We start from the raw sequence: 25,987 nt of genomic DNA, 5'->3' as shown, positions 1-25,987 counted from the left end.
ACTATTTACGACCAAAGTAAAAAGGCGTAAGCTCGTATTTGAGCTTACGCCTTTTTATTTATATTCGTTAATGCTCCATATGAATGGAAATTAACGCCCTCTCTTTAGTTTTATTTGAAAGCACCTAATAAGGCAGCCATGCTAGGACGACTGATTAAGGCTTTCACCAATACAGAACCAAGAATCGCTGGAATGGTTTGACCAACGATAAGATTCAACACTAATGGCCAGTACGGAATTCCAAGTAATGGACTGAGCCACATTGGTACACATAGTGCTGGCACAAATACGATTGGAAGCATGACCCACCAAGCGCTGAGGCCAAGCTTGCGCATTCCTACGATGATGCCAGTCGTCAATACGCCCACACCAAAGCCTCCCATCATATCGAGGATGCCAAGACCACCGAATAGGAAGTTAGAAATGAGGTTGCCAATCCCCATGGGAATCACCAAGAACGGAAAGGCATAAGCAAGTGCATATAATGATGTTGCTATACGAATTTGATACGCCCCGAAGGAAACGCTTTGCGTTACATACAATACAACGATGTACAATGACACAACCATGGCAGAAATAGTCAATTTGCGTGTAGAAATCATAACACTCACCTCCTCAAAATAAAAAAAGCATGGCAAAACTACCATGCTTACAATGCTTATGAATTTCCGTAGTTTTGTTTAGAGACAGGATGGTTTCAAACTGTCTTATTTAGTTGTCGCCTTTAGGCAGTACTAATATATCATATATCTAATATTTTCGCAATTAATTGGGATTAAGGCGGACTTGTAGGATCATCTACGATTAGTATCAAGATTGTAAGGTGGGGGTGGTGGCAGATACCTTTCCTCATCGCTCCACTGGCGAACCGGCCATCGGCCTAGGGCCTTGACCTGCCAAAGTCGCTCTTTGAAAAGGTATCTGCCACCACTTCAAATTTAGCAACTCTGCTTATCCCCTAATACTAGTGACGTACAAGTCCGCCTTGAATCACATATACATGCTACTCTATTAGAATATATGTAAAGTAGTCGCCTAAAAGGCGACTGCTTGTCTAAGCCAGTTTATGGGTATTATAGTGCTGGGTCTTCGACTCCGTTTGCGTGGAAGGCTTTAGCTCTGTCGATGCAGGTACCGCAGTGTCCGCATGGTTTGTCTCCGCCTTCGTAGCAAGACCAGGTTAAGTGGTATGGTACGTTGAGGCGTAGGCCTTCTTTTACGATGTCAGCTTTGTTGGCGTTAATAAAGGGTGCTTCTAAGGAGCATTCTTTACCAGAGCCTTCAAAGATGGCGTCGCCCATAGATTTGTAGAATTGTTCTGTACAGTCAGGATAGGCATTACCCGCCGCATCATCACTGTGAGCACCGTAATAGATATAACCGCAGTCTAGAGATAGTGCCAAGGATGCTGCCGCAGATAGGAATAGACCATTTCTAAACGGTACATAAGTGCTCACCGTACCCTTCCCTTCTGCATCTTGTTGTTCTTTGTAGGAACCTTGCGGAATGTCTTCACTAGATTGTACTAACAGGGAGCAGTTACTGAAGGCAAATAGCTTGGTAACATCCATCGTTTTACCTTTCATATTATAGTACTCTAAAATAGCTATGGCAGCTTCTAATTCTTTACTATGTTTTTGACCATATTGAATCGATAAGGGCACCACATTGTCTTTACCAAATCGTTCAATGGCGAGGGCCAAACAAGTAGTACTGTCTACGCCACCGCTAAATAGAACAACAGCTTTTTGTTTTTGAGCCATAGTATCTCCTTTTCTATCACAACAGCCTCATCCGTAGATGAGGCTGTGCTTTTACATTCACTAAAATTTTATAGATCAATAACCAATTCTACTGGACAGTGATCGGAGCCAAAGATTTGTTGATGAATCTTCGCTTCTTGGATTTTATCATCAAGGCGTTTGGATGTGATGAAATAGTCAATTCTCCATCCTGTATTCCGTTCACGAGCTTTCCCCATATAGGACCACCAGCTGTATTGTTCAATAGCATCTGGATAAAGGTGACGGAATGTATCTGTAAAACCTGCCCCTAAGAGTTCTGTCATCTTTGCACGTTCTTCATCGGAGAAGCCTGCATTTTTACGGTTCATCTTAGGATTTTTTAGGTCAATTTCTTGGTGTGCTACATTGAGATCACCACATAGAATGACAGGCTTTTTCTTATCTAATTCAAGTAGATAATTACGGAATGCATCTTCCCAAGTCATACGATAATCAAGGCGAGCTAATTCACGTTGGCTATTCGGTGTATAACAGCATACCAAATAGAAATTATCATATTCAGCAGTGATAACACGGCCCTCTTGATCGTGTTCTTCAATACCGATGCCATTCGTTACGGACAATGGCTTAATACGCGTGAATACAGCCGTACCACTATAGCCTTTCTTAACTGCACTATTCCAATATTGCTCATACCCTGGCAACTCCAAAGAAATTTGATCGGGTTGCAATTTTGTTTCTTGCAGGCAGAAAATATCTGCATCTAATTCATTAAAGGATTCCATGAATCCCTTTGTTACAGCGGCGCGTAGGCCGTTTACATTCCAAGAAATTAATTTCAATTCTTACTCCTTTACAATACTTTGCATCAATCTAATAGTATTCACCGTATTTAACTTGGTGAAAGTCTCTTTCACATAGAATATACGTCAAGTTTTTGCTTAATGTAAGCTAATCTAAGGATTATATGTTAGCGATACTACTGCTTTTTATGTTTCTTAGCATGTCTTGCTTCAGCACGAGCCTTGCGGGCGTTTTCGTTGGCCTTAAGATCACTTTCACGTTTCTCACGGAAATAGTTAGCCACCGCCGACAAGATAAGGATCACTAATACAGTTACATTAAACATACCAGGTCCAAAGGTATAGATGTGATAACACAAATAACCAAAGGCAACGACTGTTAGTAATTGTTTTAATAGATTCATTCGCCCTCCTAAGTTAGTTTAATGTTTCTACACCTGTGCTAAGCGGGAAGCCTTCATACGTTACCCAGTCACTAGAACTACCAACATATAAAGCAGATTCAAGGCCTACTTCACTCATGGTTAACAACGCATTGCAGGCAGTCACACCAGACCCACAGTACGTTACAACTGGCCTATTTTGGTAGATTTCGTTGTAATACTCAGCCTCTAAATCTTTCAAGGATTTAGGACCATCTACGGTATAGCCACTTTCATAAAAATGATTAACAGCCCCAGGAATATGCCCTGTCATACCATCCATCGTATCCACTTGAGATCCATCATAACGGAATGGCGCACGAGCATCAATAATAACATGATCTCCGCTTTCACTAGCCTTGAGCACCTCATCGCGACTCATAACCATATCCGTTTGCAACTCGTAGTTAAAAATAGATGGTTCAGCAGGTAACGGGGTCGGCTCTTTAGTTAAGAGATGGCCCTCTCGAACCCATCGTTCAATACCACCGGATAAAACGCGTACATCTGTTAAGCCCATGTAACGTAACGTCCACCAAAGACGGCCCGCTAAGAATAGCCACGAATCATATACTACAACCTTTGAGTTACGAGTGATGCCATAAGACTCAAAGGTATGAGCTAACTGTTCCATATCTGGCAATGGATGACGACCACCATGCTCGCCTAAAGGACCAGTCAAATCCTTGTCTAAATCTACCGCATAAGCCCCCTTAATATGGCCTTTTTTATAATCTTGATACCCTCTAGCATCTAAAATGATGACCTCATCAAGACAAGCTAATAATTCTGTAGGAGTGATAAAATTTGACATATTGTACTCCTTTCTTTGATTATATCGAAAAATACAAATCTTTTAATATTATTATATACGACTATAACCGGATATACAATTTATTTTGGTATAGTAAAAGTTATTTATTCTTGCGATGTAACAACTAGAGTAAACATAAAAAGCCCCTATCTTAGATAGGGACTTTTAGGTAATTCAATGTTAAGCTTATAAACGTCTATACATTTCATCTACCGCATCAATATCAGCAGGTAACCAATCTACAGAATATAAGGTTTCTTTAGATAGCCATTTAGCAGCTTCATGTTCTACTAAGGTAATATTAGAATCATTTTTCAACGAACATAAATAACAGTGCATTGTTAAATCAAATTTTTCATAACCGGTATATTCGATAGTAATAATATGCTCTTGAATATTAATATCAGCTTCTAGTTCTTCTTTGATTTCTCTAATAAGAGCTACTTCATGGGGTTCACCAGGTTCAATTTTGCCACCCGGAAATTCCCAACCATCTTTTAAATCACCATATCCACGCTGAGTTGCTAATATGGTATTATCCTTTTTTATAATAGCTGCTACAACTTCAATGTGTTTTCGTTGTTCACTCATAAATATCCTTATCCATTAACAATATAATCATATATATCATCCCGTACAGGTACTTCGAGTACATATTCTAACTCTACCGCCGCAGTACCATTAACCATAAAAATTTCTTTAGCATTTTCCTGACCAGTAGAATGAATCGGTCCCAAATAATAAAACTCTTTAGACTCTTCATCATCCTTGTTTTTTCTCACAAACAAATGCATAGCAACACCTAGTTCATCAGCATTAAACGCGGTTTGTACATCATCAGAAGCAAAGGTTCTCTTATTTTTAGAAATAGCTTTTAGTAATCCTGGATTCTCAAATCTATCCTCGTATTTAATGGTATCTTGAATATTATCTGCTTTATGATAATTAATAAAAACGGGATATGTCTTTGTTTCTTTATGGAATTTATAACCCCCAATGTTGAGAGGAACTTCGTTTTGAGGCCACTCTAATAATTGGCAAACCTGTTCATACGTATATTTTTCATATAATGCAAATGGTGTATTACCATAAATATTATCTTTGTACTTATCATTGAACTGCTTTAATCCATAAGCAATAAGCTCTTGAACTTGTTCCTTAAAATTATTATCCTCTAAAGCCTGTTTAAAGATTCGAGATATACCATATCTACCATTGGAAAATTCAATAAATTCACTATCGGCAAATGTCTTTTGTGCTACTTGAACACCAAATTGATTTGTCATCATATTGATGAGATTAACACGTCCATATTCCGATAGGTCTACATTATAACTATCAAATAGCTCTTCGGAAACATAATTAATCACATCATCACGACCATCTAGTAATGCTTGCAACAATAGAAGCTCTCTTACACGTATACCGGTCGTTAATTTCTGAGATATAAAATGTAGCATTCTCTCCTGAACCGGTGTAAAGGATATATCATAGTCCTTATCCTTAACCTTTATCAAGAAATGATGATATGACTTAAATTTACTGAAAATTCTACTAACATCAATCGAACCATGATCAGCAAAATCAGAAATTTTAGGAATACGACCTAATTTGAAGCGTAAATTAAAATAGGCTTCTTTAATTAATTTCATATCAGAAAATCTTGCCGTATCAATAGATTCATAAATGCGTTGTTTTGCAATTTTATCAAAATGTACAGTTGAGGTACCTGGAATAATACGATTACCAGCTTGTACATAACGACGCAATGTATCTTTGTTATAGCTCCTATCACCTGATAAGGCTAATGGAATCATAAAGTTATTAGTATAATTCCCAATAAAATCCAAGATAACTACATATTCTTTATCTTCAAATTTACGAAGACCACGTCCGAGTTGTTGAATAAAGATTATCGGACTTTCAGTTTGACGTAGCATAATAACTTGATTGATTTCTGGAATATCAACACCTTCATTAAAGATATCTACGGTAAAGATATAATCTAATTGTAGGTCTGAACGTCCCTGATAATCACCAGTTCCCGTTAATCGAGCAATTGCTATTTCCCTAATTTCTTGGCTATCTTCACCAGTTAAACATACAGTGCGATAAACACCACGCTCGTTAAAAGCATCAGACAACGCTTTTGCCTCAACTCGATTGCTACAGAATACTAGCCCCTTTACACGACTACCACTATGTCCAAAATAGCGAATCTTTTCTATAATTTTATCTACCCGCTCTTTTGTAGACAAGTTTGAAAAGGATACCTCCATATCAGAAATATCTTCTTGAGTATCCACCCACAAATCACTAATGCCAAAATAATGAAATGGACATAGTAAGTCTTCTTCTAAAGCCTGTTGTAATCGGATTTCGTAAATAATATTATGGTCAAATAATTCATACAAATCATAGCCATCTGTCCGTTCCGGACTAGCCGTCATCCCCAATAAAAACTGAGGCTCAAAATATTCAATAATGCGTTGATAGCTATCTGAACCTGCGCGATGTACTTCGTCAATGATAATACAGTCAAACTCCTTTGGAGCATACTGTTTCATTACATCATTACGGCCCATCATTTGCATTGTAGAGAATACATGAGTCGCATTATAGTATTTAGCATTCCCAGAAACTAAACCAAATGTAATAGATGGATCATTATAAATCCGCTCAAAACTAGCGATCGCTTGTTTTGCAATTTGTTCACGATGTACTAAAAATAATATTCTTTTAGGCCTCATTTCTCTCATAGCAAAAGCTGCCGCATAGGTTTTGCCGGTACCCGTAGCAGAGATCAAAAGACCTCTTTTAGCATTATTAGCTCTTAGTTCATTGAAGTTAGCAATAAACTGTTGTTGCATACTATTAGGTTCCAGTTGAAGCAAATCTATTTTTCTAAATTGCTCTGCTACAGTCCTTTGTGAAGTTCGCTCTGGACGCACCCATCTTGGTTTATACCAAGGAATAAAATCTTCATAAGGAATAGAAAATTTTGAATTCCAATACAAGTCAAATTCTTCCGTGATTTCTCTAGCATAGGTATCACTGCAATGAGCTTCAGATCGAGTATTCCATTCACGATTTTTCTTTAATGCATTAATAGTTAAATTAGAACTACCAACTATAATCTGATAAGATTCATCTTTTCTAAAAATGTAGCCTTTTGTATGAAATCCATGACCACTACCTTGTGTAGTGCAATACACTTTTAACTCAATATTATTTAAATTTCCTAAATCTTCCAAAACTTGTGGACTATTAAAACCAAGATAATCCGTCGTTAACACACGTCCTCGGACGCCACGTTCTTCTAACTCTTTAAGAATTGGTTTTAATGTTAATAAGCCTTCTGGAGTAATAAATGCTACCGATATTAAAAACTCATCACAATTGCGTAATCCATCTTCAATAGCAGATAATACATTACGCCCTTCCCCATTAGCAATAAGTTCCGAAGATGTAGCAAAATTGATTAAATGATTCGATTCTGACATAACGAACTCCCCATATAATGAATACTATACTTGCTATTATACCAGCCGCAGCTACAACGTCTAGAGAGTATATAGTTTTACTTTTAAAAGTATATTTTTATAACAGCTTACAGCCTCATTCATCGTTTAATCGCTAATTATAAATATAAATACATGTCCAAATCTAACATTTTCATCTATTCCTTATAATTATCGTATCTATACGTCTTTTTTGCCACGTAAAGTTGTGATATAATGTAAATAATTACTCTTAGGACATTAGTCTGTCCAAATGGATCCAAAAGAGTTAGTGTGTTTTCAAGGAGCGTGCGCAGTTGAAAAAGGGGTACATCAAGTTAATAGCAGCCATTGTGCTCGGTGCTGCTATTATCGGTGGTGGGATCTATGGGGTGTATACACTCTTATCATCCAATACAACGACAATTTTATATCGATCAACCGTTGACGATAAAATCAACGCCATACGACCTTATATTGTTGCATTAGATGCATATAACTCATACAGTGTAGCCTATGCTAACCAATTACAGCCAACTCTTGAAGAGTTGCGCAATGGGTCTCATAATACGACGATTACCTTACCTAAATATAAGGAACTTAAAGCTGCATTAGAGGTAGCAAAACAAGATAGTTCTACACCCTACGAAGACGTAAACCAAGCGACAAATGACGTCCTCGTAGTACTTGATCAAATTATTCCTATTGCTGATCAGTTGCAATCTTACTATGTGGAACGTCGTTATGAAAAGGATAATTATAAAGGTAGCGATGAGCTAGCAGCTCAATATGTACCTTTAGCAGAACAGTTCTACGCTACATATAATGCATTAGACTTAGCTTTAGATAATCGTAATAATGAGCTTTATAACGAACGCATGACTGAGTATCAGGGAGAAAAGCGGGAAAATGCGGTTAACTTTATAGAGATAAATCTCATAACAGCACAAACTATTGACCTTATTGATCCAGATGGGAATACAGACACCCAAAAGGTAGAATCAAACTTACAACAAATTACACAACGCCTCAATAAATTACAACCTGGTACTACACCAGAAGTACAAAATGCGGTAAGAGAGTATCAAGACTCAGTAAAAGAATTTGTTGCAGAGGCACGCAACTACATTATTATCAACTCATCTTATGGCGAAGCTTATACGCAATTATTTACCAAGTATAATAAAATGATTGGCAAGGCCAATGCAGTTAACATGGCAGACTTAGATGTAACAGAAAAAAAATAATATTTAGATAACACAAAGGACTAGCCCATGCGAGCTAGTCCTTTTATTTTTATGTAAGCAGCAAACTTTATTTCTTTTTCAAATCTTTTGTAATGATGTAATATTCAGACGGTGTTATCTTGATACCATCAATATGTTTATTACCTACAATATTAATTTTAGGATACCCAAGGAATAATGCTACAGCGTTATCTAACATCAGTTGTTGGGCATTGATAACCGCATTACGACGCACCACTGGATCGCTACTACTTTCACCAAGAGCCAACAATTCATCGAAACGAGGATTAGAGAAGCCAGACCCATTAGTTTCAACGCCTATACCCCAATATTGTTTCAAGAACCATACTGGTTGACCCGTATTAGCGGTTACAACACTGGAGATAATCATATCATAATCACCAGATTGAGATAATGTGTCGATAACCGCATAATCTACGATTTTAATTCGTAAATCTACACCGATTTTTTTGTAGTCCGCTTGCAATGCTTCCGCATATAATGGCAATTCAGGACGAGTTGTGTAGGCATAAAAATCAAGTACGAGGTTTTCACCGTCTTTATCTACAATACCGTCGCCATTTGTATCTTCATAACCTTCACGTTTCAGTAATTCTTTAGCACGTTCTACATTATATTTATTAGGATCACGCAATTGGTTAAAGCCATAGTCTATGGATGGTGGCAATGGAGCCTTACCGGCTACGAAGGTATCCTTCATGAGGTTCTTCGCATAAGACTCACGGTCTGCTGCTGCAATGAGGGCTGCACGAAGATTTGGATTTCGTAGTTTCCCTTTTTGCCCCATACGAACAAATACGTCACGCAAGGAAGCCACTTCATAGATAGTGAATTTCTTATCATTTTGGAAGATACTATATTCACCAGGTCCAATGTTAACGGCCATATCTACATCGCCCGCTTGTAACGCCATAGCACGAGTATTCGCATCATTAATAGATGGGATTTCAACCTTAGCAAAGCCTGCCTTGCCATCCCAGTAATTATCATTGCGCTTTAGTTCAGCACGCTCTTTTGTGAAAGAGGATACTACATATGGACCAGTACCAATAGGACCTTCCTTTGCAATATCACGACCATTCGCCTCTGCTGTCACATCCATAATCAAAAACAATGGATCTCCTAACAAGTTGGGCAAATTATAATATTCCTTGTCAGTCTTGATGGTCAACTCCTGACCGTTAGCAGTAATTTCTGTATAGTTAAAGAACGTTTTTGCTCGTTTACTTTTAGCAAAAGTTCGTTCTAAAGATGCTTTTACCGCCTCAGCTGTCAAACTATTACCATTTGAGAATTTAACTTTATCATTGATGGTGAAAGTCCATGTTAACTTGTCATCACCTTGCTTCCAAGAGGTGGCAAGCCAAGGCGTTGCTTTCATTTGATCATCAAACTTGATAAGCGTTTCACCTATACCAAATCGTACAACGGCCCAACTAAAATAATTTTCCGTTGGTTCTAATGTGCCAGCAAAACTAATAGCCCCTACCTTTAATACATCATTAGATGAAGCAGAATCTTGATTCATACAACCAATAGTCCCGAGCATAGTCACACCAAGGGTCATACCAATTAGTAAAGCCTTGCGTAATCCTTTCATTTATACACCTAACCTTTCTACACACATTAACTATCTATTTATACTCAGATACTCACTATTTTTTGCATTAACATAATCTAGTAAATATAACCTGCTTTTACAATAGTTAATATAAAGAGAATCTATGTACATCACTTCATATGAGCATATCTTGTTATACCCATAGGGGTATATTTTATACAGTCAACTATACTATATATTAGGTGTTAACACAATGTATAATTTGAGAAACATTTCAATATATCTATTAAAAAATTTCATATCTTAACTATGCATAAAAATAGCAGTTAGTCTTGAAACTAACTGCTATTTTAAGTTTACCTATCCGATGTAACTCTCTACATTTCAAATTTATACTTTTGAAATTTTGAAAGTAAATTTTCCTATTAAGCTTCTAATGCAGCCTCATCCAAGGTAAGCGGCTTATGATCTTGACCAATTTCAAAGATAGAGCTCAATAAAACCTTTGTATATGGATGTTTTGCATCCGCCAAGTGGAAAGCATCTAGTTCTTCAACGATAGCACCTTTGTACATTACGACCACCTTGTGGCACATCGTACGAATAAAGGCAATATCATGAGCAATAAATAGGTATGTTAAATTTTTCTTTTTTTGTAAACGCGCCAAAAGGTACGCAATGGAGTCTTGTACAGATACATCTAGGGCACTAGTAGCCTCGTCTAACACGAGGATTTCGGGCTCTAAAACGATAGCACGAGCAATGGCAACACGTTGGCGTTGACCACCAGACATTTCATGAGGATAGCGATGCATAAACTCGCGAGGTAAATCTACCATTTCCAGGTAGTCACCTGCGATTTGCTCTTCTTTTCCCTTTTCAAGAAGACCAAAATTATAAAGTGGCTCAAGAATGATATCTTTAACCTTCATACGTGGGTTAAAAGCTGCAGATGGATCTTGGAATACCATTTGAATCTTTTTACGATATTCTTTCGTTTGTTCAGAATTCATATGTTGAATCTCTACACCATCTACATAAATCTCGCCTTCCGTAATAGGAAGCATCTTCATAATCATACGAACCAATGTTGTTTTCCCAGAGCCAGATTCCCCTACAATCCCAAGGGACTGACCTTTTTCGAGAGTTATATTAATATCCTTACATGCTTCAAGCTCACCACCAGTAGGAAGTGGGAATCGTTTACATACATTCTTAATTTCTACTGCGTAATTAGTCAATGTAACGACCTCCTCCCAATGTTGGCACAGCGTCTTTTAGTTGTTTCGTATATTCATTAGATGGATTTTCCAAAATGTCTTGTGGGGTTCCAGCATCTACAACACGGCCCTTTTTCATAACAATAATATAGTCAGACATATACGCTGCTACACCAAGGTTATGAGTTACCATGACTATTGCAGAATTATGCTCTTTAGCTAGTTCAAGCATTTGCATAACCACTTGAGATTGTGTTGTTACATCGAGTGCAGATGTCGGTTCGTCACCGATGAGTAATGCTGGGTCCAATGCTAACGCCATAGCAATACCAACACGTTGACGTTGACCACCAGATAATTCGTGTGGATAACGGCGCAATATATCCGCTCCATTAGGAAGAGATACAGATTCTAATAACTCAATTGCTCGTCGATCACATTCATCATTAGTGATTTCAATATGAGATGTAAACAATTCTCTAAATTGTTTACCAATGCGAACAATTGGATCTAATGCACTACCACTATCTTGGAAAATCATAGCCATATCTTTACCACGTATGGCTCTCCATTCTGACTTAGATAGGGTACGAAGGTTGTGACCGTTAAAGATCATTGTACCGTCTGTAACCTCACCACCTACAGATAATAAACCCATGAGGGCCCGGATTACAGTAGTTTTACCGGATCCGGACTCACCTACAATGGTTAATACCTTACCGCGTTCCAAGGTAAAGTTCACATCCATAACAGCAGGCACACCTTGGTACGCAATGTTAAGGTTTTCTACAGTTAGTATGTTTTCTGCCATTATAGCTCCTCACTATTTTGTAATTTTGTTAGTAATCCAGTAGTAATCACTTGGGTACATTACAGCACCTTTCAAGTAAGAACCTGTAACGATATTAGTTTTAGGATAGCCTAAGAATAATGCAGCACCATCATTCATCAACAATTGTTGAATTTGCATTGCGTAATCACGACGTTTTGCTGGGTCGAATTCAGTTTCAGCTGCATCTAACAATTGGTCAACTTGTGGATTGGAGTAACCAGAACCATTTTGAGGGTTGGAGCCATTGTTGTTAGTGTGCCAATAGTTAGCCAAGAACCAGATTGGATCACCTGTATTAGCTGTTACAATGTTGGAGATAAGCATATCATAGTCGCCGTCTTGACCCATTTTATCGATCAAGTTATAGTCAACTGTTTTGATTTTCATATCGATGCCAACCTTTTTAAGGTCTGCTTGAACAGCTTCTGCATAAAGTGGTAATTCTGCACGAGAGTTATATACTATGAAGTTGAATGTTAATGGTTTGCCATCTTTATCAAGGATCCCATCGCCATCAGTATCTTTCCAACCATCTTCAGCCAACAATTGTTTAGAACGTTCAGGATTATACGCATTAGGATCTTTCAAATCGTTGAAGCCATAGTCCATGGATGGTGGAATTGGAGCAGAACCAGGAATAAATGTACCTTTTAACAATACATCAGCATAGTTTTTACGGTCTGTTGCAGAGATAACTGCAGCACGAACTTTGTCATCCCCAAGAATACCTTTTTGATTAATACGGGCCAATACGACACGAAGAGATGCGATTTCATCTACTTTGAATTTATCATTGCCTTGGAATAAACCAATTTCACCAGGACCGATGTTAACAGCCATATCTACGTCGCCAGATTGTAAGCTCAAAGCACGCGTATTAGGGTCATCGATGGAAGGAATTTCTACAGTTTTAAATGGTACTGTACCATCCCAGTAGTTTTCGTTCGCAGCCATTTCAGCACGTTCTTTAGTGAAGGATTTAACTACATATGGGCCTGTACCGATAGGACCTTCCTTCGCAAAGTTACGGCCATCTTTTTCAGCTTGAACGTCAACGATTAGGAACAACGGATCCGCTAAAAGGCCAGGCATATTAGGATATTCTTTTGTTGTATGAATAACTAATTGTTGACCATTAGCTTCCATAGAGTCATATTCGAAGAATGTTTTCGCACGATTAGACTTTGCAAAAGCACGTTCAATAGACGCCTTTACAGCTGCTGCATCAACTTTTTTACCATTGGAGAATTTCACCTTATCATTGATTGTGAAAGTCCACGTTTTATGGTCTGGGGATACTTCCCATTTAGATGCAATCCATGGTTGAGGTTTCATTTGTTCGTCAAACTTAGCCAATGTTTCACCTACACCATAGCGCATTACAACCCATGCGAAGAAGTTTTCTGTAGGTTCTAATGTGGATGCGAAGTTAGTAACGCCTACTTTTAATACATCTTTGTTAGCAGCACCATTATTATCAGACCCACAACCAGCTATGAAGGAACCCATCATTACAATACTAAGACCTGCTAATAGGGCCTTTTTCCAAGATTTTTTCATTTAAAATCTCCTTTTACAACTACATGTAAAACATAAAAACATTTAACATCATCACTATCTAAAATAGTTGTGATGGAAAAACCATAATTTCTTACCAGTCATAATGAAACTTTCACTAGATAAAGATTCAAATTTATGAAGGTAAAAACAATTTTATCCTTGATTTTTTGGATCCACTACATCTCGTAAGGAGTCAGACCAAAGATTAAAAATAGCAACCACGATAAGGATGGACATACCAGGGAATGCCATGAGCCATGGACTCGTTTGCAAGTACTGGCGACCCTCGTTAAGCATAAGACCCCATTCTGGAGTCGGTGGCTGAGCACCAAAGCCAAGGAAGGATAAACCTGCTACCTCAATCATGATAGCCCCGATATCTAATGCACCTGTTGTAATAACGAGAGGCATAATATTAGGAATGATATGACGTCTGATGATGGCCGTCGTAGATGCGCCCATCATAACAGCAGCCGTTACATATTCCTCACCGCGCACCTTGAGCGTCATAGAACGTACAATACGAGCATATTTTGCCCAACCTACAACAGATAAGGCTAAAATCGTATTTACAATGCTACCACCTAGAATACCAGCAATAGCAATAGCCAATACGATACCAGGGAATGATAACATGATGTCTGCTAAACGCATAAGAACCATTTCAACTTTACCGCCAAAATAGCCTGCTATAGCACCGATGATAGTACCAATGCTCACCATGATAACGACGATGGATACGCCCATGAACAAGGATAATTGAGTACCATAAATGATACGAGATAATACATCACGTCCTAATTTATCTGTACCAAACCAATGTTGGCTGCTTGGTGCTTGCAATGCCTGACTTATATTTGAGGTGAAAGCATCGCCCGGTGCAAGCCAGGGTGCAAAGATAGCGATGAGAACAATGATAATCATCAACCCACTATAGAAAGAGAACAATTTATGTTTTTGAATAAATTCTGCCATTATGCTCTCTCCCTTTTCAATCTAGGGTCTAATAAGATATATGATGCATCAACCAATGCGTTAATACACATATATGCTAAAGCAACCCACAACACAAAACCTTCAATCAATGGATAATCGCGCATAGTAATAGCATAAATTGCCATATTCCCAAGTCCCGGCCAAGAGAATACCATTTCTACGACTGCCACACCACCTAGTAACCAACCAATAACAACACCAAGAATAGTGATGAGTGGTAACACCGCATTAGGTAAAATATGACCGAATAAAATTTTTATCTCACTAACACCGCGAGCACGAGCGCCAATAACATAATCCTTTTGCATTTCCTCAAGGATAACTAGCCGCACTTGACGCATGTATTTAGACCCAACAACAACTGCCAAAGTAATAGCGGGCAAAATAACACCAGACGCAGTCACTCGAGAGGATGCAATCGGTACAAGGCCCAATTTAAGACCGAAGATGTAAATCAGTACAAGACCTAACCAGAACGTAGGCATAGATACGCCTACGAAGGATAGAAATCTCAACACATAATCAACCCATTTGTTACGATTTAAGGCGCTTATAATACCTGCAGGCAATGCATAGAGCAGCGTAAATACTAAAGCCGTACCCGCTAACATTAATGTACCTGGTAAAGCCTCCAACATACGATCTACTACTGGTTTTTTAGCAGAATAACTCATCCCTAAATCACCTTGTGCGGCATTGACGACCCAGTTTGCATACTGTACTACAAATGGTTTATCTAACCCAAGCTGAGCTCGAGTTTCATCGATAAGCTCCTGAGATACGATAGTATCTGCCGTTTCAAGTAACATCGTTACTGGGTCACCTGGTGCTAAATAGGTGAGACAAAATGTCAAAAATGTGATGCCAAACAAGGTAACAATAAATTGCCCCAATTGTTTGACAAAGCGTTTGCCCATAGGCGCCTCCTAAACTCTCTAAACACTAACAACAATTCAAATGACAAACTAATGGTACTAGCTTTTTATATAGCGATGAAGCTTAAAGGCTAGGGAACGAAAAAAGGTTAGTCGCCCGACTAACCCAAATTAAGCACAGCATATGCATACCATGCCTTTAGAGCAGGCTTTCTGACTCTGATTCATCGCAACATTTCGGCCTTCCCAGTTTCCCAGTGACCCTATAATGAAACCTTGCTCCTCATTACAGCTATTTGCATAGTATGGGTTTTTCACCCATTTTCCTCTTTTACGCTCGGTAAATACCGACACTCACTAGTTCATTCATTTTTATCGATTATAAATATACTATATTAACACTCTATTTACAATACATATACCCCTTATGGGTATATGTATTTCGCATATTTTCAATATAATTTTTATACTGATAAAAAATATTGATTAATGATTAAATTCACAATCCTGCATAAAATTATATAAATTAACTTATATAAATAATTTTTTATTATATTTACTGTATATGACGGTATATATATTAATTTTAATAATAATAAAGCAATGTAAAAACTTTATTATAAAATCTTTTTATACACAGCAAAAATTTGATTAATAATAATACTCTTTATATTTTTTCATATCTAGCTCGCATTAATTATAAGTCTAATGCATGATTATGATAAAAAAGAGGCTATTACCAAGTAATAGCCTCTAATAAGACGAGATGTATTCAGTTAATCAATACTTTGTTGTAAGCGGTGTGCTCTGCGTGTATCCCACGCTTTACGCAAAACATAGATCACCAAGCCTATGCTTACTGCCACTGCGCTACCTACCATAGCATCAAAGCCACATGCGTAGATTGCATATAGGCAGTAAAGAACGCCTATACCGAACAAGTAATTAGAGCGTTTAATACGACTTTCAGCTACGCCAGCCATACGCATCATTGTAGGTACTGCCAAGATGCACAATACATACGGTACTACGTTAGTTACAACCGCTAAGTTTACTAGGATTTCAAACTGCTCACGCAAGGATTCGCTTGCAGTGAATAAAGTAAGTAATGTTTCAACAGCGAGTAAAATCAATACACCACGAACAGGAGCATCTTTGCTATTTACACGAGCGAATATTTTAGGGAAGTAACCATGTTCTGCTGCACTTTTGAAGACGCGAGACAATGTGAATTGCCAGCAAAGCAAAGCGCCAAAGCAAGAAATAACCATAGCAGCCATAACGATGTTTGCAATTGTATCATTGAACATGTATACGAATGTCAAACCGAATGGTGCGTTAGAATTTAATAAATCAACGTTAGGCACAATACCTGCCATAACGTTTGTGGACAAGATATAAACCACTGCCACTGCTAATGTACCCGCCACAGTTGCGATAGGTACGTTTTTCTTTGGATTCTCAACAGCATCAGCATTAGCCGCTGCGGACTCAAATCCTAGGAAGCCCCATAAAGTTAGGGAAATAGATTGTTTTACCGCATCATAAAGCGGAAGATCATTTGGGTTCCATGCCGCCCAATAGATAGATGGATCAAACCAATACCAGCCGATTGTACCGATTAATAAAACCGGAACAATAGAGCCCCAAATAGTCATATTGCTGAGTCGACCTGTGAAACGATTCCCTCTGAAGTTTAGAATCGCTGCAAACCACAAGAGCACAATTGTTACTTGACTTGTTTGTGTCGCATTGAGGTCAACACCAAAGAAAGCTGCGCCATAACCTACGGCAGATACCGCGATGGCGATATTAGCAATGATGAGAGATATGCTGTAAGCATAGCTCGCCATAAAATGTCCAGTTTTACCGAAGCGATGTTCTGCATAACCGCCCATGCCCCCTTGTTTTTGGGAGAACATACCCGCTTGAGCAAAAATATACGCTAGTAAAAGCGCACCCACAGCTGTCACGAGCCAAGATAAAACTGAAATAGTACCAACTTGAGCCAAATTAGTTGGTAACATAATGATCCCAGCTCCTAGCATATTGGCTGCTACCATTGTGGTTAGCTGGAATACAGACATTTTTTTAGCGGTGGTTTTCATGTATCAATCCCCTTTCACTAAGGTGAATTTTTTCTCGTCCATAATTCACTTAAAATATATATACCGCTAAGTAAATTCAGTTCGTGCTGTGATGGGCTTGAATGTGAATTTACCGTTTTTATTCTTATTACGAGTTAAATAATAACACCTATGAAACCAAAATAAAAGTACTTTATTGGCGGACAAGGCATATTACACGAATTGAATAAATCATAGGTAATTTATCATCAAAATCGAACAGAACTCATTTTAATCGTAGCAAAGTATATTTTTACCCCATTTTATTCTGTGTATAGATGTAATTTTTCCTATCTATCACGGTTATAGTGTCCTAGTACAAGACTATTATTCTCTCACAGTCCACTATATATGTACATGTAAATACATCATTTTAATAGTGGATTATCAATTAGAATTTTGGGCTTTATAGGTATCGTCTAGCTTTTAAATAAAAAATCGATATACATATAAGTATAATGGGCAATATTAGACCCTTAATGAAATCCTTATATGTATATCGATCTTATTTTTCCAGATTTTATTGATAACTATTCTTTATTTTTATCTACTACTTATTCCGCACTAAGCTCTACTCTTCTACAGATTCAACGATTTCTTTCCATTCAGCAATTTGCTTTTCCTCAGCAGCGATAATGATTTTACCATTATTACGTTGTCGTTCCACACATTCTGGAGCCGTACCAGAATAGTTATTACGACCTGCAACACAAGCTTCGATGGAGATAGCGTCAAGAATATCTGCATCAAAATGGTTGGAAATAGCTTTGAAGTCCTCTACGGATAGATCAAGGAGTACACAACCTTTTTCGATGCAATGATGCACCGCATTACCTACGATTTCATGGGCTTCACGGAATGGAACACCTTTCTTCGCAAGATAATCCGCCATATCTGTAGCATTGGAGAAGTCGTCATCCAAGACTGCTTTCATATGAGCCCCATTGACCTTCATACCACGAATCATAGCCGCATTAATGGACAATGCGAAGTGTACTGTATCAATAGCATCGAAGATACCTTCTTTATCCTCTTGCATATCCTTGTTGTATGTAAGAGGCAAGCCTTTCAAAGTTGTTAAAAGGCCTAACAAATGACCATAGGTACGGCCTGTTTTACCACGAACCAGCTCGCAAACGTCAGGATTTTTCTTTTGCGGCATAATACTAGAGCCCGTGCAGTGAGCATCATCAAGTTCAATAAAATTGAACTCATTGGTAGACCACAAGATCAACTCTTCGCTAAGACGACTCAAATGCATCATTACTAGAGATGCAAAGGACAAGAATTCAACTACGTAGTCACGGTCAGATACGGCGTCCATACTATTTTCGTAAATACGAGAAAAGCCCAAAAGCTTTTGCGTATATGTTTGATCAATGCCGTATGTAGAACCAGCTAATGCGCCGGCCCCAAGTGGCATGATGTCAGCATGTTTGAATACCATCAACAAACGATCAAAATCACGTTCCAACATAGAGAAATAGGCCATCATATGATGCCCAAACAATACAGGTTGAGCCCGTTGTAAATGCGTATAGCCAGGCATGATAACATCACTATACTTTTCAGCTGTTTCGATGAGAGCCTTCTGCATATCTACGATGAGTTCACCCATTTCCACAACAGCTTTACGCACGTACATGTGCAAGTCTACTGCACATTGGTCATTACGGCTGCGGCCTGTATGCAAACGACCACCAGCTTCACCGATATCATCAGTAAGGCGTTTTTCAATATTCATATGAATATCTTCAAGAGCCACGGAGAACGGAAACTCTCCTTTATCAATCTGATTTTTAATCTTCGTTAAACCTACTAAAATAGCATCTCGATCTGCGTCGGAGATAATATGTTGTTTTGCCAGCATAGTCGCATGAGCCTTGCTGCCTGCAATATCTTCGGCGTACATCCGCGCATCAAAAGCGATAGAGGATGTAAAATCCTCTACCGCTTTATCAGTGCCTTTTGTGAAACGCCCGCCCCACAATTTAGCCATTATTTACCTGCTTTCTCTTTCATCAATGCATTAATTTTGAGAGGTAAACCGAACAAGTTGATGAAACCTTCTGCATCAGATTGATCGTATACATCATCTTCTTCGAATGTTACGAAATCTTCGCTGTACAAAGAATATGGAGAAGTACTACCTGCAGAAATGATATTTCCTTTGTACAATTTAAGTTTTACTTCACCTGTTACAGTTTTTTGAGTTTCGTCAACAAACGCTTGTAACGCGTTCATCAATGGTGCGAACCACATGCCATCATATACGAGTTCAGCGTATTTGTTAGCAATGAGTTCTTTGTAGTGGTATGTAGCTCTGTCGAGGCATAGGTATTCAAGTTCTCTATGAGCATACATGATGATAGAGCCACCTGGGTTTTCATAAACGCCACGGGATTTCATGCCTACCAATCTATTTTCGACGATATCTACAACGCCTACACCATAGTGTGCACCGATTTCGTTGAGTTTTTCTAATATTTGTAATGGAGTACCTTCTTGACCATCTACAGCTACAGGTACACCTTCTTTGAAGGATACAGTTACATAACCAGCTTCATCTGGAGCTTGTTCAGGTGTATGTGTTACCAAGTACACATCATCTTTAGGTGCATTTGCTGGATTTTCAAGATCGCCGCCTTCATGGGACAAATGCCATACGTTTTGGTCCATAGAATATGGATGAGATTTTGTAGCTACAACTGGAATATCGTGTTTAGCAGCATATTCCATACAGTCTGTTCTAGATTTCAAATCCCATTCTCTCCAAGGAGCGATGATTTTCATGTTAGGAGCTAATGCTTTGATAGTCAACTCAAAACGAACTTGGTCATTACCTTTACCAGTCGCACCATGAGCGATTGCATCAGCGCCTTCTTTTTTTGCAATATCTACAAGAATTTTACCAATTAAAGGTCTCGCGAAGGATGTACCTAATAAATATTTACCTTCATAAATTGCACCAGCTTTTACAGTAGGCCATACATAATCTTTTACAAACTCTTCCTTAGCGTCAACGATGTACGCTTTAGATGCGCCAGATTTGATCGCTTTTTTCTCAACTGCATCATAATCCTCAGGTTGGCCCAAGTCTACACACACTGCAATAACTTCAGCGCCATAATTTTCTTTCAGCCAAGGAATGATAACAGAAGTATCTAAGCCACCAGAATATGCGAGTACTACTTTATTTGCTTTACCCATGATAACACCTCATAAACCACTATCTATTTAGACTCATATAATCAATACAGTATCAGATAATTGTGAAAGTACCGTGGTATCTTCTATTACCGACAAGCATTTTCTCCTTCTGACAAAAAATAGTATACACCTGTATAATTATAAATGCAAGTATTATTTTTATACAATTATATAATATTATTCGGAACGTAACCATTCGAGAGTAATAAAGCTCCAACATTTTAAACCAGCATATGTTATAGCTTTTTTTGTGTTTACTAATTATTAATACCTGTAAATCATTTATTAGTTCAAGCAAATTATTATTTTTATTACCACTTTGGAATATATGGCCTTAAATTATATCAATAGGTGAAAATTGGTAATCTAAAGCTATCTTATAATCATCAGTTGTATCAAGGGGTTCTTTTAAAGTCTCAATAATAAAAGACTTAATTTCACCTATAATCGAGTAAAGCTCATTTTGTTCTTCATTAATAATAGCTTCAATGCGAACATCTAAATCATAAGATCTAGAAATTCTATAATTACCTGTAGAGTAATCTACATTTCTAAATAACTCCAATATATTCATCTTAGATATTGCTGTATCAAAAGCATTTATAGCATTTAGGATATTATGTTTCGCCATTACATTTACACTGACAATGGTCTGATTACAAATATGTGGAATTGTATCAACAATATATTCTTCTCTAACAGTAGCTCGCAACGATTCATCAGCCATTATTAACTCTCTATCCAAGGCTTTATCCCAAAAGCAATGTCTTACAGCCATACAATCATGTTCATCATCATAATAAACTATCCAGTTTTCAATTTTATAAGCATCAGCTTGTTCAATGTAAAAGATTTCACGAGCATAGGAATCTACATCAAGCAATTCAGACTTATAATCTACTCCTCCAGGACCTCTTAAATAATAGGCTATAAAATTCTCCAGCCTAAGCATGGCAAACTTAATTATAGGTTTTACACCTATATAGATAGAAGAAAAGTTACCCTTTTCATAACGCTTTAATTCAACATTATCCAATATCTACGCTCCTTATGCTCGAAATTCTCTCTAAAAAATCATCTTAATAACACAAATGTATCAAAAAAATCTCTATTAGCCAATTATTAATCAGCTAACAGAGATTCTAAAATAGTAATTTAATTATTCTTCCACAAGCTCCAAGTCCTGTTCGTACGCATAGTCTGCCTCGGCTTGTGTAATCATGCCTTGGTCTACCATTTGTTCGAGCACCAGCTTTTGCCGTGCTTTAGCACCTTCATAGTTCGTATAAGGATCTAAATAGGACGGTGCATTGGGTAATGCTGCGAGCAAAGCACTTTGCCCCAATGTTAATCGGCTTGGGCTTGTCCCAAAGTATCCGTGAGCTGCTTCATAGATACCGTAATAATTATGACCATAATATACGGTATTCAAGTACATGGTAAGGATTTCTTCCTTAGAGTAGTAATGTTCCATTTCACTAGCGAGGATGGCCTCTTCCACCTTACGACTCATGATACGCTTCGAGGAAAGGAACAGATTTTTTACAAGTTGTTGTGTAATAGTACTACCGCCTTCTAGCGTTTCACCTGCTATAGTGTTTGTGTACAAGGCGCGAATAATACCGAGTACATCAATAGCTCCATGTTTATAATACCGCTTATCTTCAATAGCGATTAATGCATTTTTTGTATACTCAGGAATAACATCCCCTTTCACCCAATGCTCTTTTGAAACACGTTGATTAAGAGCTATCTGTACTTTATCTCTAAATGTAAACAGTCGTATAATTCGATCTGTACGACTGAGCGTATCTTCACTTTGTTCTATTTGTTTTTCAACAATTGTATGAGCTTTACTCTCACGATTTGTCCCTTGAAAGCTATGGTATCCGTCATATATAAACATAGCCAAAATCATGACCACCACGAACACAACTAGATTTCGAAGGTAGCGAAATACTTTCATTTCTTTCACCTATTTCTTAAAGGTCTGTAATATAAACACATGTAACTATAGGTTTATAATCTAGCTATCTATACAATACCTTATATACATATACAAATATAAAGTATATTAAATGTATTGTATCACATCAATCAATAAGAAGATATGTAAAACACTAGTTTTTACGTCCACTCATACTACAAATATATTTAATATATCTTAATAATGGCATGATACCCTATATCTATATATACCGATTAATGCATATTAGTTATACTTATTAAGTTGTATTAAAAACTTTAAATAGAGTATAATGTATGAGATGATAAAAACATGCCTATGGAGGAGTAAAATGAAACAGTGTATGGATTCAGAAAATCTGCATCGTCGATTGCGTAAAATCTTAGGTCAAGTGCAAGCTATTGATCGAATGATTGAAGAAGACATTCCCTGCGAAGATGTGTTGAGCCAAATTAATGCAGCTAAATCTGCACTACATAAAGTAGGACAAGTAATTCTTGAAGGACATATCAACCACTGCGTACGAGATGGTATCGAACATGGTGACGTGGAAAAAACCATTAGCGACTTTACAAAAGCTGTAGAGCGCTTTGCAAATATGGGTAAATAAAAAAGGACTCTACAAATGAATTGCACCCAAAAAATTGGACATAATTTTTGGAGGTGCAGTTCAAAATGTAGGGTCCTTTTTATTACCCTCATATTAATCGTGGTTAGTTGTTAAGAATTCGCTCAATGCAGCGAGTGCCTCGTCTTCGTCAGCACCGTCAGCCGTCAAGGTAACGGATGTGCCTTTTGTAGCACCCAAGGTCAATACAGTTAAAATGGATTTAGCATCTGCTGTTTTGCCATTAGCAGCGATAGTCACTTTGGAAGCGAACTTAGCAGCCAATTGTGTGAAAGCTGTAGCAGGACGAGCATGTAAACCGGATTCGTTAGTAATTTCTACTGTTAATTCTTTCATGATAACCTCTTTCTATCTCGATAGGCGGTGCCTATCCATACGTTCTAATAGATATATTGTATCAATATCAAGCATTTCAATTCAAGTATATTACATCCTATTTACTATGTAATAATCCTATTTAACAAAAGTAAAATTATAATAAACCTTTTTCAGCTAATACAGATTTAGCGTATTCTGTAATTTCTTCTGCTGTGTCCATAGTAAGTGCTTTATTTGCTACCTCTTCACATTCTGTTTTGGAAACAGAACGCAAAATATTTTTAATAAGAGGAATCGAAGAAGCCGTCATGGAGAATTCGTCGAGGCCAAGGCCCAACAGAATCATGGTCGCCACAGGGTCGCTAGCAAGCTCACCACACATGCCTGTAAATTTACCTTGTTCATGACTAGCATCAATGACGTGCTTAATAAGACGTAACACACCTGGATGCAATGGTTGATACAAGCTACCAATTGCTTCGTTCATACGGTCTACTGCCAATGTGTATTGGCAAAGATCATTCGTACCGATACTAAAGAAGTCTACATATTTAGCAAGAATTGGAGATATAACAGCTGCCGCTGGTACTTCGATCATGATGCCAACCTTGATATCCTTGTTGAAATCCTTACCCTCAGCCTCCAGTTCCTCCTTACATTCACTAAGCATAGCATTCGCTTGCTTCACTTCCTCAACGGAAGCAATCATAGGATACATGATGTGAATATCACCAAACGCACTAGCTCGTAATAAGGCACGCAATTGTACCTTAAAGATGTCTGGACGATTTAAGGATATACGAATAGCGCGATATCCTAGGAATGGATTCATTTCACTTGGTAAATCAAGGCATTTCAATTCCTTGTCTCCACCGATGTCCATGGTACGGATAATAACAGGCTGCCCCTTCATATCTTGGGCTACCTTTTTATACTCTTCGAATTGTATTTCTTCTGCAGGCAATTCGTCATTTTCCATGTAAAGGAATTCTGTACGATACAAACCAATACCTTGTGCGCCCATAGTGAGCGCATGTTTAGCATCCTTCGCCTTACCAATGTTGCCGAATAGTTCTACATGATGACCATCAATGGTAGTAGCTTCAAGATTAGCGGATTCGCGTAACCGTTTTAACTCTTCTTGGAACGCCAACGCTTGATTTGTATACTCCGTCCAATCCGCATCAGATGGATTGATTTCCACGATACCATCCGTACCAAGAACGACTGCCTTATCGCCATCTGCAAAGCTTTCAATATCACCAACGCCCATAACTGCAGGAATCTCTAAGGTGCGAGCCATAATAGCCGCATGAGATGTAGGGCCACCTGCTGCCGTAACGATACCTTTTACTACCGCTTTATCAAGGGATGCCGTATCAGATGGTGCCAAATCATGAGCCACCAAGATAACCTCGCCAGAAATATGTGATAAACCGCGAGGGTTCATGCCTAACATATTACGCATCAAACGATCACCGATATCCTTAATATCTGCGCCTCGTTCACGCATATAGGCGTCTTCCATGCCGAGAAAGATATTTGCAAAGGTTTCAATTGTTTGAGCCGTAGCCGCTACCACATTCATATGGCTAGACTCAACAAGGGATTTAATTCCGTCAGATAAGGATGGGTCTTGAGCAATTTGCATATGCGCTTCAAAAATAGCCGCCTCTTCTGGCCCCATTTCATCCAACGCTTTTTTACGAATAGTATCCAATTGTTTTAAGGTAGATGCCATAGCAGTTGCAAACTTGCCAATTTCTTCTTCTACCTTGTCTTCCGTTACATTGTAATCAGGAATGACAATTTCCTCTTGAATATATCTATATACATTGCCTACTGCAACGCCACGAGATCCAGAAATCCCTTGAATTCGCATATGTGTTCCTCTTTCTATTACGATTAACTACATTACTCTTTATTTTATCATTTCTCTGTTAAACAATAAAGTAATCCAAATACCTATACTCCCTTAAATAACCGTCCCATATGGGGCATTTTTTGTTTTACTATAACTCTCAATAAACGTTGTAAGCTTTCCTTATTTTCCCTTTATTTTGCTATAAATTTATACGATTCCATGCCATGCTTAGGACCTATTTATGATATAATATTATAATATAAAATATATAATAATAAA

Annotated in this window: 22 protein-coding genes and 1 riboswitch; of the genes, 2 read left to right on the top strand and 20 right to left on the bottom strand. The window is 37.9% G+C overall.

Features of this window, described 5'->3' with window-relative positions:
* Positions 1 to 110: 110 nt before the first annotated feature.
* The 7 genes from HMPREF0873_RS05635 to HMPREF0873_RS05605 form a co-directional block, all read right to left on the bottom strand.
* Entirely contained in the window at positions 111 to 602 is a 492-nt protein-coding gene (locus HMPREF0873_RS05635) for a QueT transporter family protein (protein ID WP_004697542.1), read from the bottom strand.
* 471 nt (positions 603 to 1,073) lie between these two features.
* Positions 1,074 to 1,763 carry a 7-cyano-7-deazaguanine synthase QueC gene (gene queC, locus HMPREF0873_RS05630; RefSeq protein WP_004697534.1) on the bottom strand — a complete coding sequence of 230 codons (690 nt, stop codon included), beginning with the start codon at positions 1,761 to 1,763 and terminating at the stop codon, positions 1,074 to 1,076.
* 68 nt (positions 1,764 to 1,831) lie between these two features.
* The gene (locus HMPREF0873_RS05625) at positions 1,832 to 2,587 is read right to left on the bottom strand and encodes an exodeoxyribonuclease III (protein WP_008714906.1); all 756 of its coding nucleotides are present in this window, start codon (positions 2,585 to 2,587) and stop codon (positions 1,832 to 1,834) included.
* 137 nt (positions 2,588 to 2,724) lie between these two features.
* Positions 2,725 to 2,952 (bottom strand): hypothetical protein, encoded by a 228-nt coding sequence (locus tag HMPREF0873_RS05620; protein WP_004695048.1) that lies wholly within the window; start codon positions 2,950 to 2,952, stop codon positions 2,725 to 2,727.
* A gap of 13 nt (positions 2,953 to 2,965) precedes the next feature.
* Positions 2,966 to 3,784, bottom strand: coding sequence for a sulfurtransferase (locus HMPREF0873_RS05615; RefSeq protein ID WP_008714904.1), 819 nt, complete (start codon positions 3,782 to 3,784; stop codon positions 2,966 to 2,968).
* A gap of 186 nt (positions 3,785 to 3,970) precedes the next feature.
* Positions 3,971 to 4,375 (bottom strand): (deoxy)nucleoside triphosphate pyrophosphohydrolase, encoded by a 405-nt coding sequence (locus tag HMPREF0873_RS05610; protein WP_004695046.1) that lies wholly within the window; start codon positions 4,373 to 4,375, stop codon positions 3,971 to 3,973.
* 8 nt (positions 4,376 to 4,383) lie between these two features.
* Entirely contained in the window at positions 4,384 to 7,287 is a 2,904-nt protein-coding gene (locus HMPREF0873_RS05605; protein WP_008714900.1) for a DUF3427 domain-containing protein, read from the bottom strand.
* 314 nt (positions 7,288 to 7,601) lie between these two features.
* Here HMPREF0873_RS05605 and HMPREF0873_RS05600 point away from each other — a divergent pair, with 314 nt between their 5' ends.
* Entirely contained in the window at positions 7,602 to 8,531 is a 930-nt protein-coding gene (locus tag HMPREF0873_RS05600) for a DUF3829 domain-containing protein (RefSeq protein ID WP_008602411.1), read from the top strand.
* Between the two features lie 67 nt (positions 8,532 to 8,598).
* Here HMPREF0873_RS05600 and HMPREF0873_RS05595 read toward each other — a convergent pair whose 3' ends face one another.
* The 11 genes from HMPREF0873_RS05595 to HMPREF0873_RS05545 form a co-directional block, all read right to left on the bottom strand.
* Positions 8,599 to 10,152: an ABC transporter substrate-binding protein gene (locus tag HMPREF0873_RS05595; protein WP_004697524.1), complete on the bottom strand. Its 1,554-nt coding sequence runs from the start codon at positions 10,150 to 10,152 to the stop codon at positions 8,599 to 8,601.
* A gap of 386 nt (positions 10,153 to 10,538) precedes the next feature.
* Positions 10,539 to 11,354 (bottom strand): ABC transporter ATP-binding protein, encoded by an 816-nt coding sequence (locus tag HMPREF0873_RS05590; RefSeq protein WP_038125689.1) that lies wholly within the window; start codon positions 11,352 to 11,354, stop codon positions 10,539 to 10,541.
* On the bottom strand, positions 11,347 to 12,144 hold the full coding sequence (locus tag HMPREF0873_RS05585) for an ABC transporter ATP-binding protein (protein WP_021148551.1): 798 nt from the start codon (positions 12,142 to 12,144) through the stop codon (positions 11,347 to 11,349). Before HMPREF0873_RS05585 ends, HMPREF0873_RS05590 begins: the two co-directional genes overlap by 8 nt.
* A gap of 12 nt (positions 12,145 to 12,156) precedes the next feature.
* Positions 12,157 to 13,725, bottom strand: a complete 1,569-nt coding sequence (locus HMPREF0873_RS05580; RefSeq protein ID WP_004697531.1) for an ABC transporter substrate-binding protein — start codon at positions 13,723 to 13,725, stop codon at positions 12,157 to 12,159.
* 153 nt (positions 13,726 to 13,878) lie between these two features.
* Positions 13,879 to 14,700, bottom strand: coding sequence for a nickel transporter permease (gene nikC / locus HMPREF0873_RS05575; protein WP_004695039.1), 822 nt, complete (start codon positions 14,698 to 14,700; stop codon positions 13,879 to 13,881).
* Positions 14,700 to 15,638 (bottom strand): nickel ABC transporter permease, encoded by a 939-nt coding sequence (gene nikB, locus HMPREF0873_RS05570; RefSeq protein ID WP_004697516.1) that lies wholly within the window; start codon positions 15,636 to 15,638, stop codon positions 14,700 to 14,702. Before nikB ends, nikC begins: the two co-directional genes overlap by 1 nt.
* Before the next feature lie 143 nt (positions 15,639 to 15,781).
* Positions 15,782 to 15,969, bottom strand: a riboswitch (cobalamin riboswitch).
* Positions 15,970 to 16,372: 403 nt separating this feature from the next.
* Complete coding sequence (gene potE / locus HMPREF0873_RS05565) at positions 16,373 to 17,704, bottom strand: putrescine-ornithine antiporter (RefSeq protein WP_004697529.1); 1,332 nt, start codon at positions 17,702 to 17,704, stop codon at positions 16,373 to 16,375.
* A gap of 589 nt (positions 17,705 to 18,293) precedes the next feature.
* The gene (gene argH / locus HMPREF0873_RS05560) at positions 18,294 to 19,721 is read right to left on the bottom strand and encodes an argininosuccinate lyase (protein WP_004697518.1); all 1,428 of its coding nucleotides are present in this window, start codon (positions 19,719 to 19,721) and stop codon (positions 18,294 to 18,296) included.
* Positions 19,721 to 20,932, bottom strand: a complete 1,212-nt coding sequence (locus HMPREF0873_RS05555; RefSeq protein WP_004697508.1) for an argininosuccinate synthase — start codon at positions 20,930 to 20,932, stop codon at positions 19,721 to 19,723. Before HMPREF0873_RS05555 ends, argH begins: the two co-directional genes overlap by 1 nt.
* Positions 20,933 to 21,266: 334 nt before the next feature.
* The gene (locus tag HMPREF0873_RS05550; protein WP_008714896.1) at positions 21,267 to 21,968 is read right to left on the bottom strand and encodes a hypothetical protein; all 702 of its coding nucleotides are present in this window, start codon (positions 21,966 to 21,968) and stop codon (positions 21,267 to 21,269) included.
* Between the two features lie 123 nt (positions 21,969 to 22,091).
* Positions 22,092 to 22,898: a transglycosylase domain-containing protein gene (locus HMPREF0873_RS05545; protein WP_038125688.1), complete on the bottom strand. Its 807-nt coding sequence runs from the start codon at positions 22,896 to 22,898 to the stop codon at positions 22,092 to 22,094.
* A 331-nt stretch (positions 22,899 to 23,229) separates the two neighbouring features.
* Between HMPREF0873_RS05545 and HMPREF0873_RS05540 the strand changes: the two genes are divergently transcribed.
* Positions 23,230 to 23,508: a metal-sensing transcriptional repressor gene (locus HMPREF0873_RS05540; protein WP_004697521.1), complete on the top strand. Its 279-nt coding sequence runs from the start codon at positions 23,230 to 23,232 to the stop codon at positions 23,506 to 23,508.
* A 93-nt stretch (positions 23,509 to 23,601) separates the two neighbouring features.
* Here the strand turns inward: HMPREF0873_RS05540 and HMPREF0873_RS05535 are convergent, their stop codons facing one another.
* Both HMPREF0873_RS05535 and ptsP read right to left on the bottom strand, forming a co-directional pair.
* Entirely contained in the window at positions 23,602 to 23,862 is a 261-nt protein-coding gene (locus HMPREF0873_RS05535) for an HPr family phosphocarrier protein (protein ID WP_004695032.1), read from the bottom strand.
* 136 nt (positions 23,863 to 23,998) lie between these two features.
* Positions 23,999 to 25,726, bottom strand: a complete 1,728-nt coding sequence (ptsP, locus tag HMPREF0873_RS05530; RefSeq protein WP_008602401.1) for a phosphoenolpyruvate--protein phosphotransferase — start codon at positions 25,724 to 25,726, stop codon at positions 23,999 to 24,001.
* Positions 25,727 to 25,987: the final 261 nt, after the last annotated feature.

Source organism: Veillonella sp. 3_1_44, from assembly GCF_000163715.1.
Classification (GTDB): Bacteria; Bacillota; Negativicutes; order Veillonellales; family Veillonellaceae; genus Veillonella; species Veillonella parvula_A.
This window is presented reverse-complemented; position numbering and strand designations above follow the sequence as displayed.

What these genes read in the sequence shown, in the direction of transcription:
- HMPREF0873_RS05585 (WP_021148551.1), bottom strand. Translation starts at nt 12,144, where the DNA reads ATGGCAGAAAACATACTAACTGTAGAAAACCTTAACATTGCGTACCAA.
- nikB (WP_004697516.1), bottom strand. Translation starts at nt 15,638, where the DNA reads ATGGGCAAACGCTTTGTCAAACAATTGGGGCAATTTATTGTTACCTTG.
- ptsP (WP_008602401.1), bottom strand. Translation starts at nt 25,726, where the DNA reads ATGCGAATTCAAGGGATTTCTGGATCTCGTGGCGTTGCAGTAGGCAAT.
- HMPREF0873_RS05555 (WP_004697508.1), bottom strand. Translation starts at nt 20,932, where the DNA reads ATGGGTAAAGCAAATAAAGTAGTACTCGCATATTCTGGTGGCTTAGAT.
- HMPREF0873_RS05605 (WP_008714900.1), bottom strand. Translation starts at nt 7,287, where the DNA reads ATGTCAGAATCGAATCATTTAATCAATTTTGCTACATCTTCGGAACTT.
- HMPREF0873_RS05610 (WP_004695046.1), bottom strand. Translation starts at nt 4,375, where the DNA reads ATGAGTGAACAACGAAAACACATTGAAGTTGTAGCAGCTATTATAAAA.
- potE (WP_004697529.1), bottom strand. Translation starts at nt 17,704, where the DNA reads ATGAAAACCACCGCTAAAAAAATGTCTGTATTCCAGCTAACCACAATG.
- HMPREF0873_RS05545 (WP_038125688.1), bottom strand. Translation starts at nt 22,898, where the DNA reads ATGAAAGTATTTCGCTACCTTCGAAATCTAGTTGTGTTCGTGGTGGTC.
- argH (WP_004697518.1), bottom strand. Translation starts at nt 19,721, where the DNA reads ATGGCTAAATTGTGGGGCGGGCGTTTCACAAAAGGCACTGATAAAGCG.
- HMPREF0873_RS05595 (WP_004697524.1), bottom strand. Translation starts at nt 10,152, where the DNA reads ATGAAAGGATTACGCAAGGCTTTACTAATTGGTATGACCCTTGGTGTG.
- HMPREF0873_RS05615 (WP_008714904.1), bottom strand. Translation starts at nt 3,784, where the DNA reads ATGTCAAATTTTATCACTCCTACAGAATTATTAGCTTGTCTTGATGAG.
- nikC (WP_004695039.1), bottom strand. Translation starts at nt 14,700, where the DNA reads ATGGCAGAATTTATTCAAAAACATAAATTGTTCTCTTTCTATAGTGGG.
- HMPREF0873_RS05620 (WP_004695048.1), bottom strand. Translation starts at nt 2,952, where the DNA reads ATGAATCTATTAAAACAATTACTAACAGTCGTTGCCTTTGGTTATTTG.
- queC (WP_004697534.1), bottom strand. Translation starts at nt 1,763, where the DNA reads ATGGCTCAAAAACAAAAAGCTGTTGTTCTATTTAGCGGTGGCGTAGAC.
- HMPREF0873_RS05540 (WP_004697521.1), top strand. Translation starts at nt 23,230, where the DNA reads ATGAAACAGTGTATGGATTCAGAAAATCTGCATCGTCGATTGCGTAAA.
- HMPREF0873_RS05580 (WP_004697531.1), bottom strand. Translation starts at nt 13,725, where the DNA reads ATGAAAAAATCTTGGAAAAAGGCCCTATTAGCAGGTCTTAGTATTGTA.
- HMPREF0873_RS05635 (WP_004697542.1), bottom strand. Translation starts at nt 602, where the DNA reads ATGATTTCTACACGCAAATTGACTATTTCTGCCATGGTTGTGTCATTG.
- HMPREF0873_RS05535 (WP_004695032.1), bottom strand. Translation starts at nt 23,862, where the DNA reads ATGAAAGAATTAACAGTAGAAATTACTAACGAATCCGGTTTACATGCT.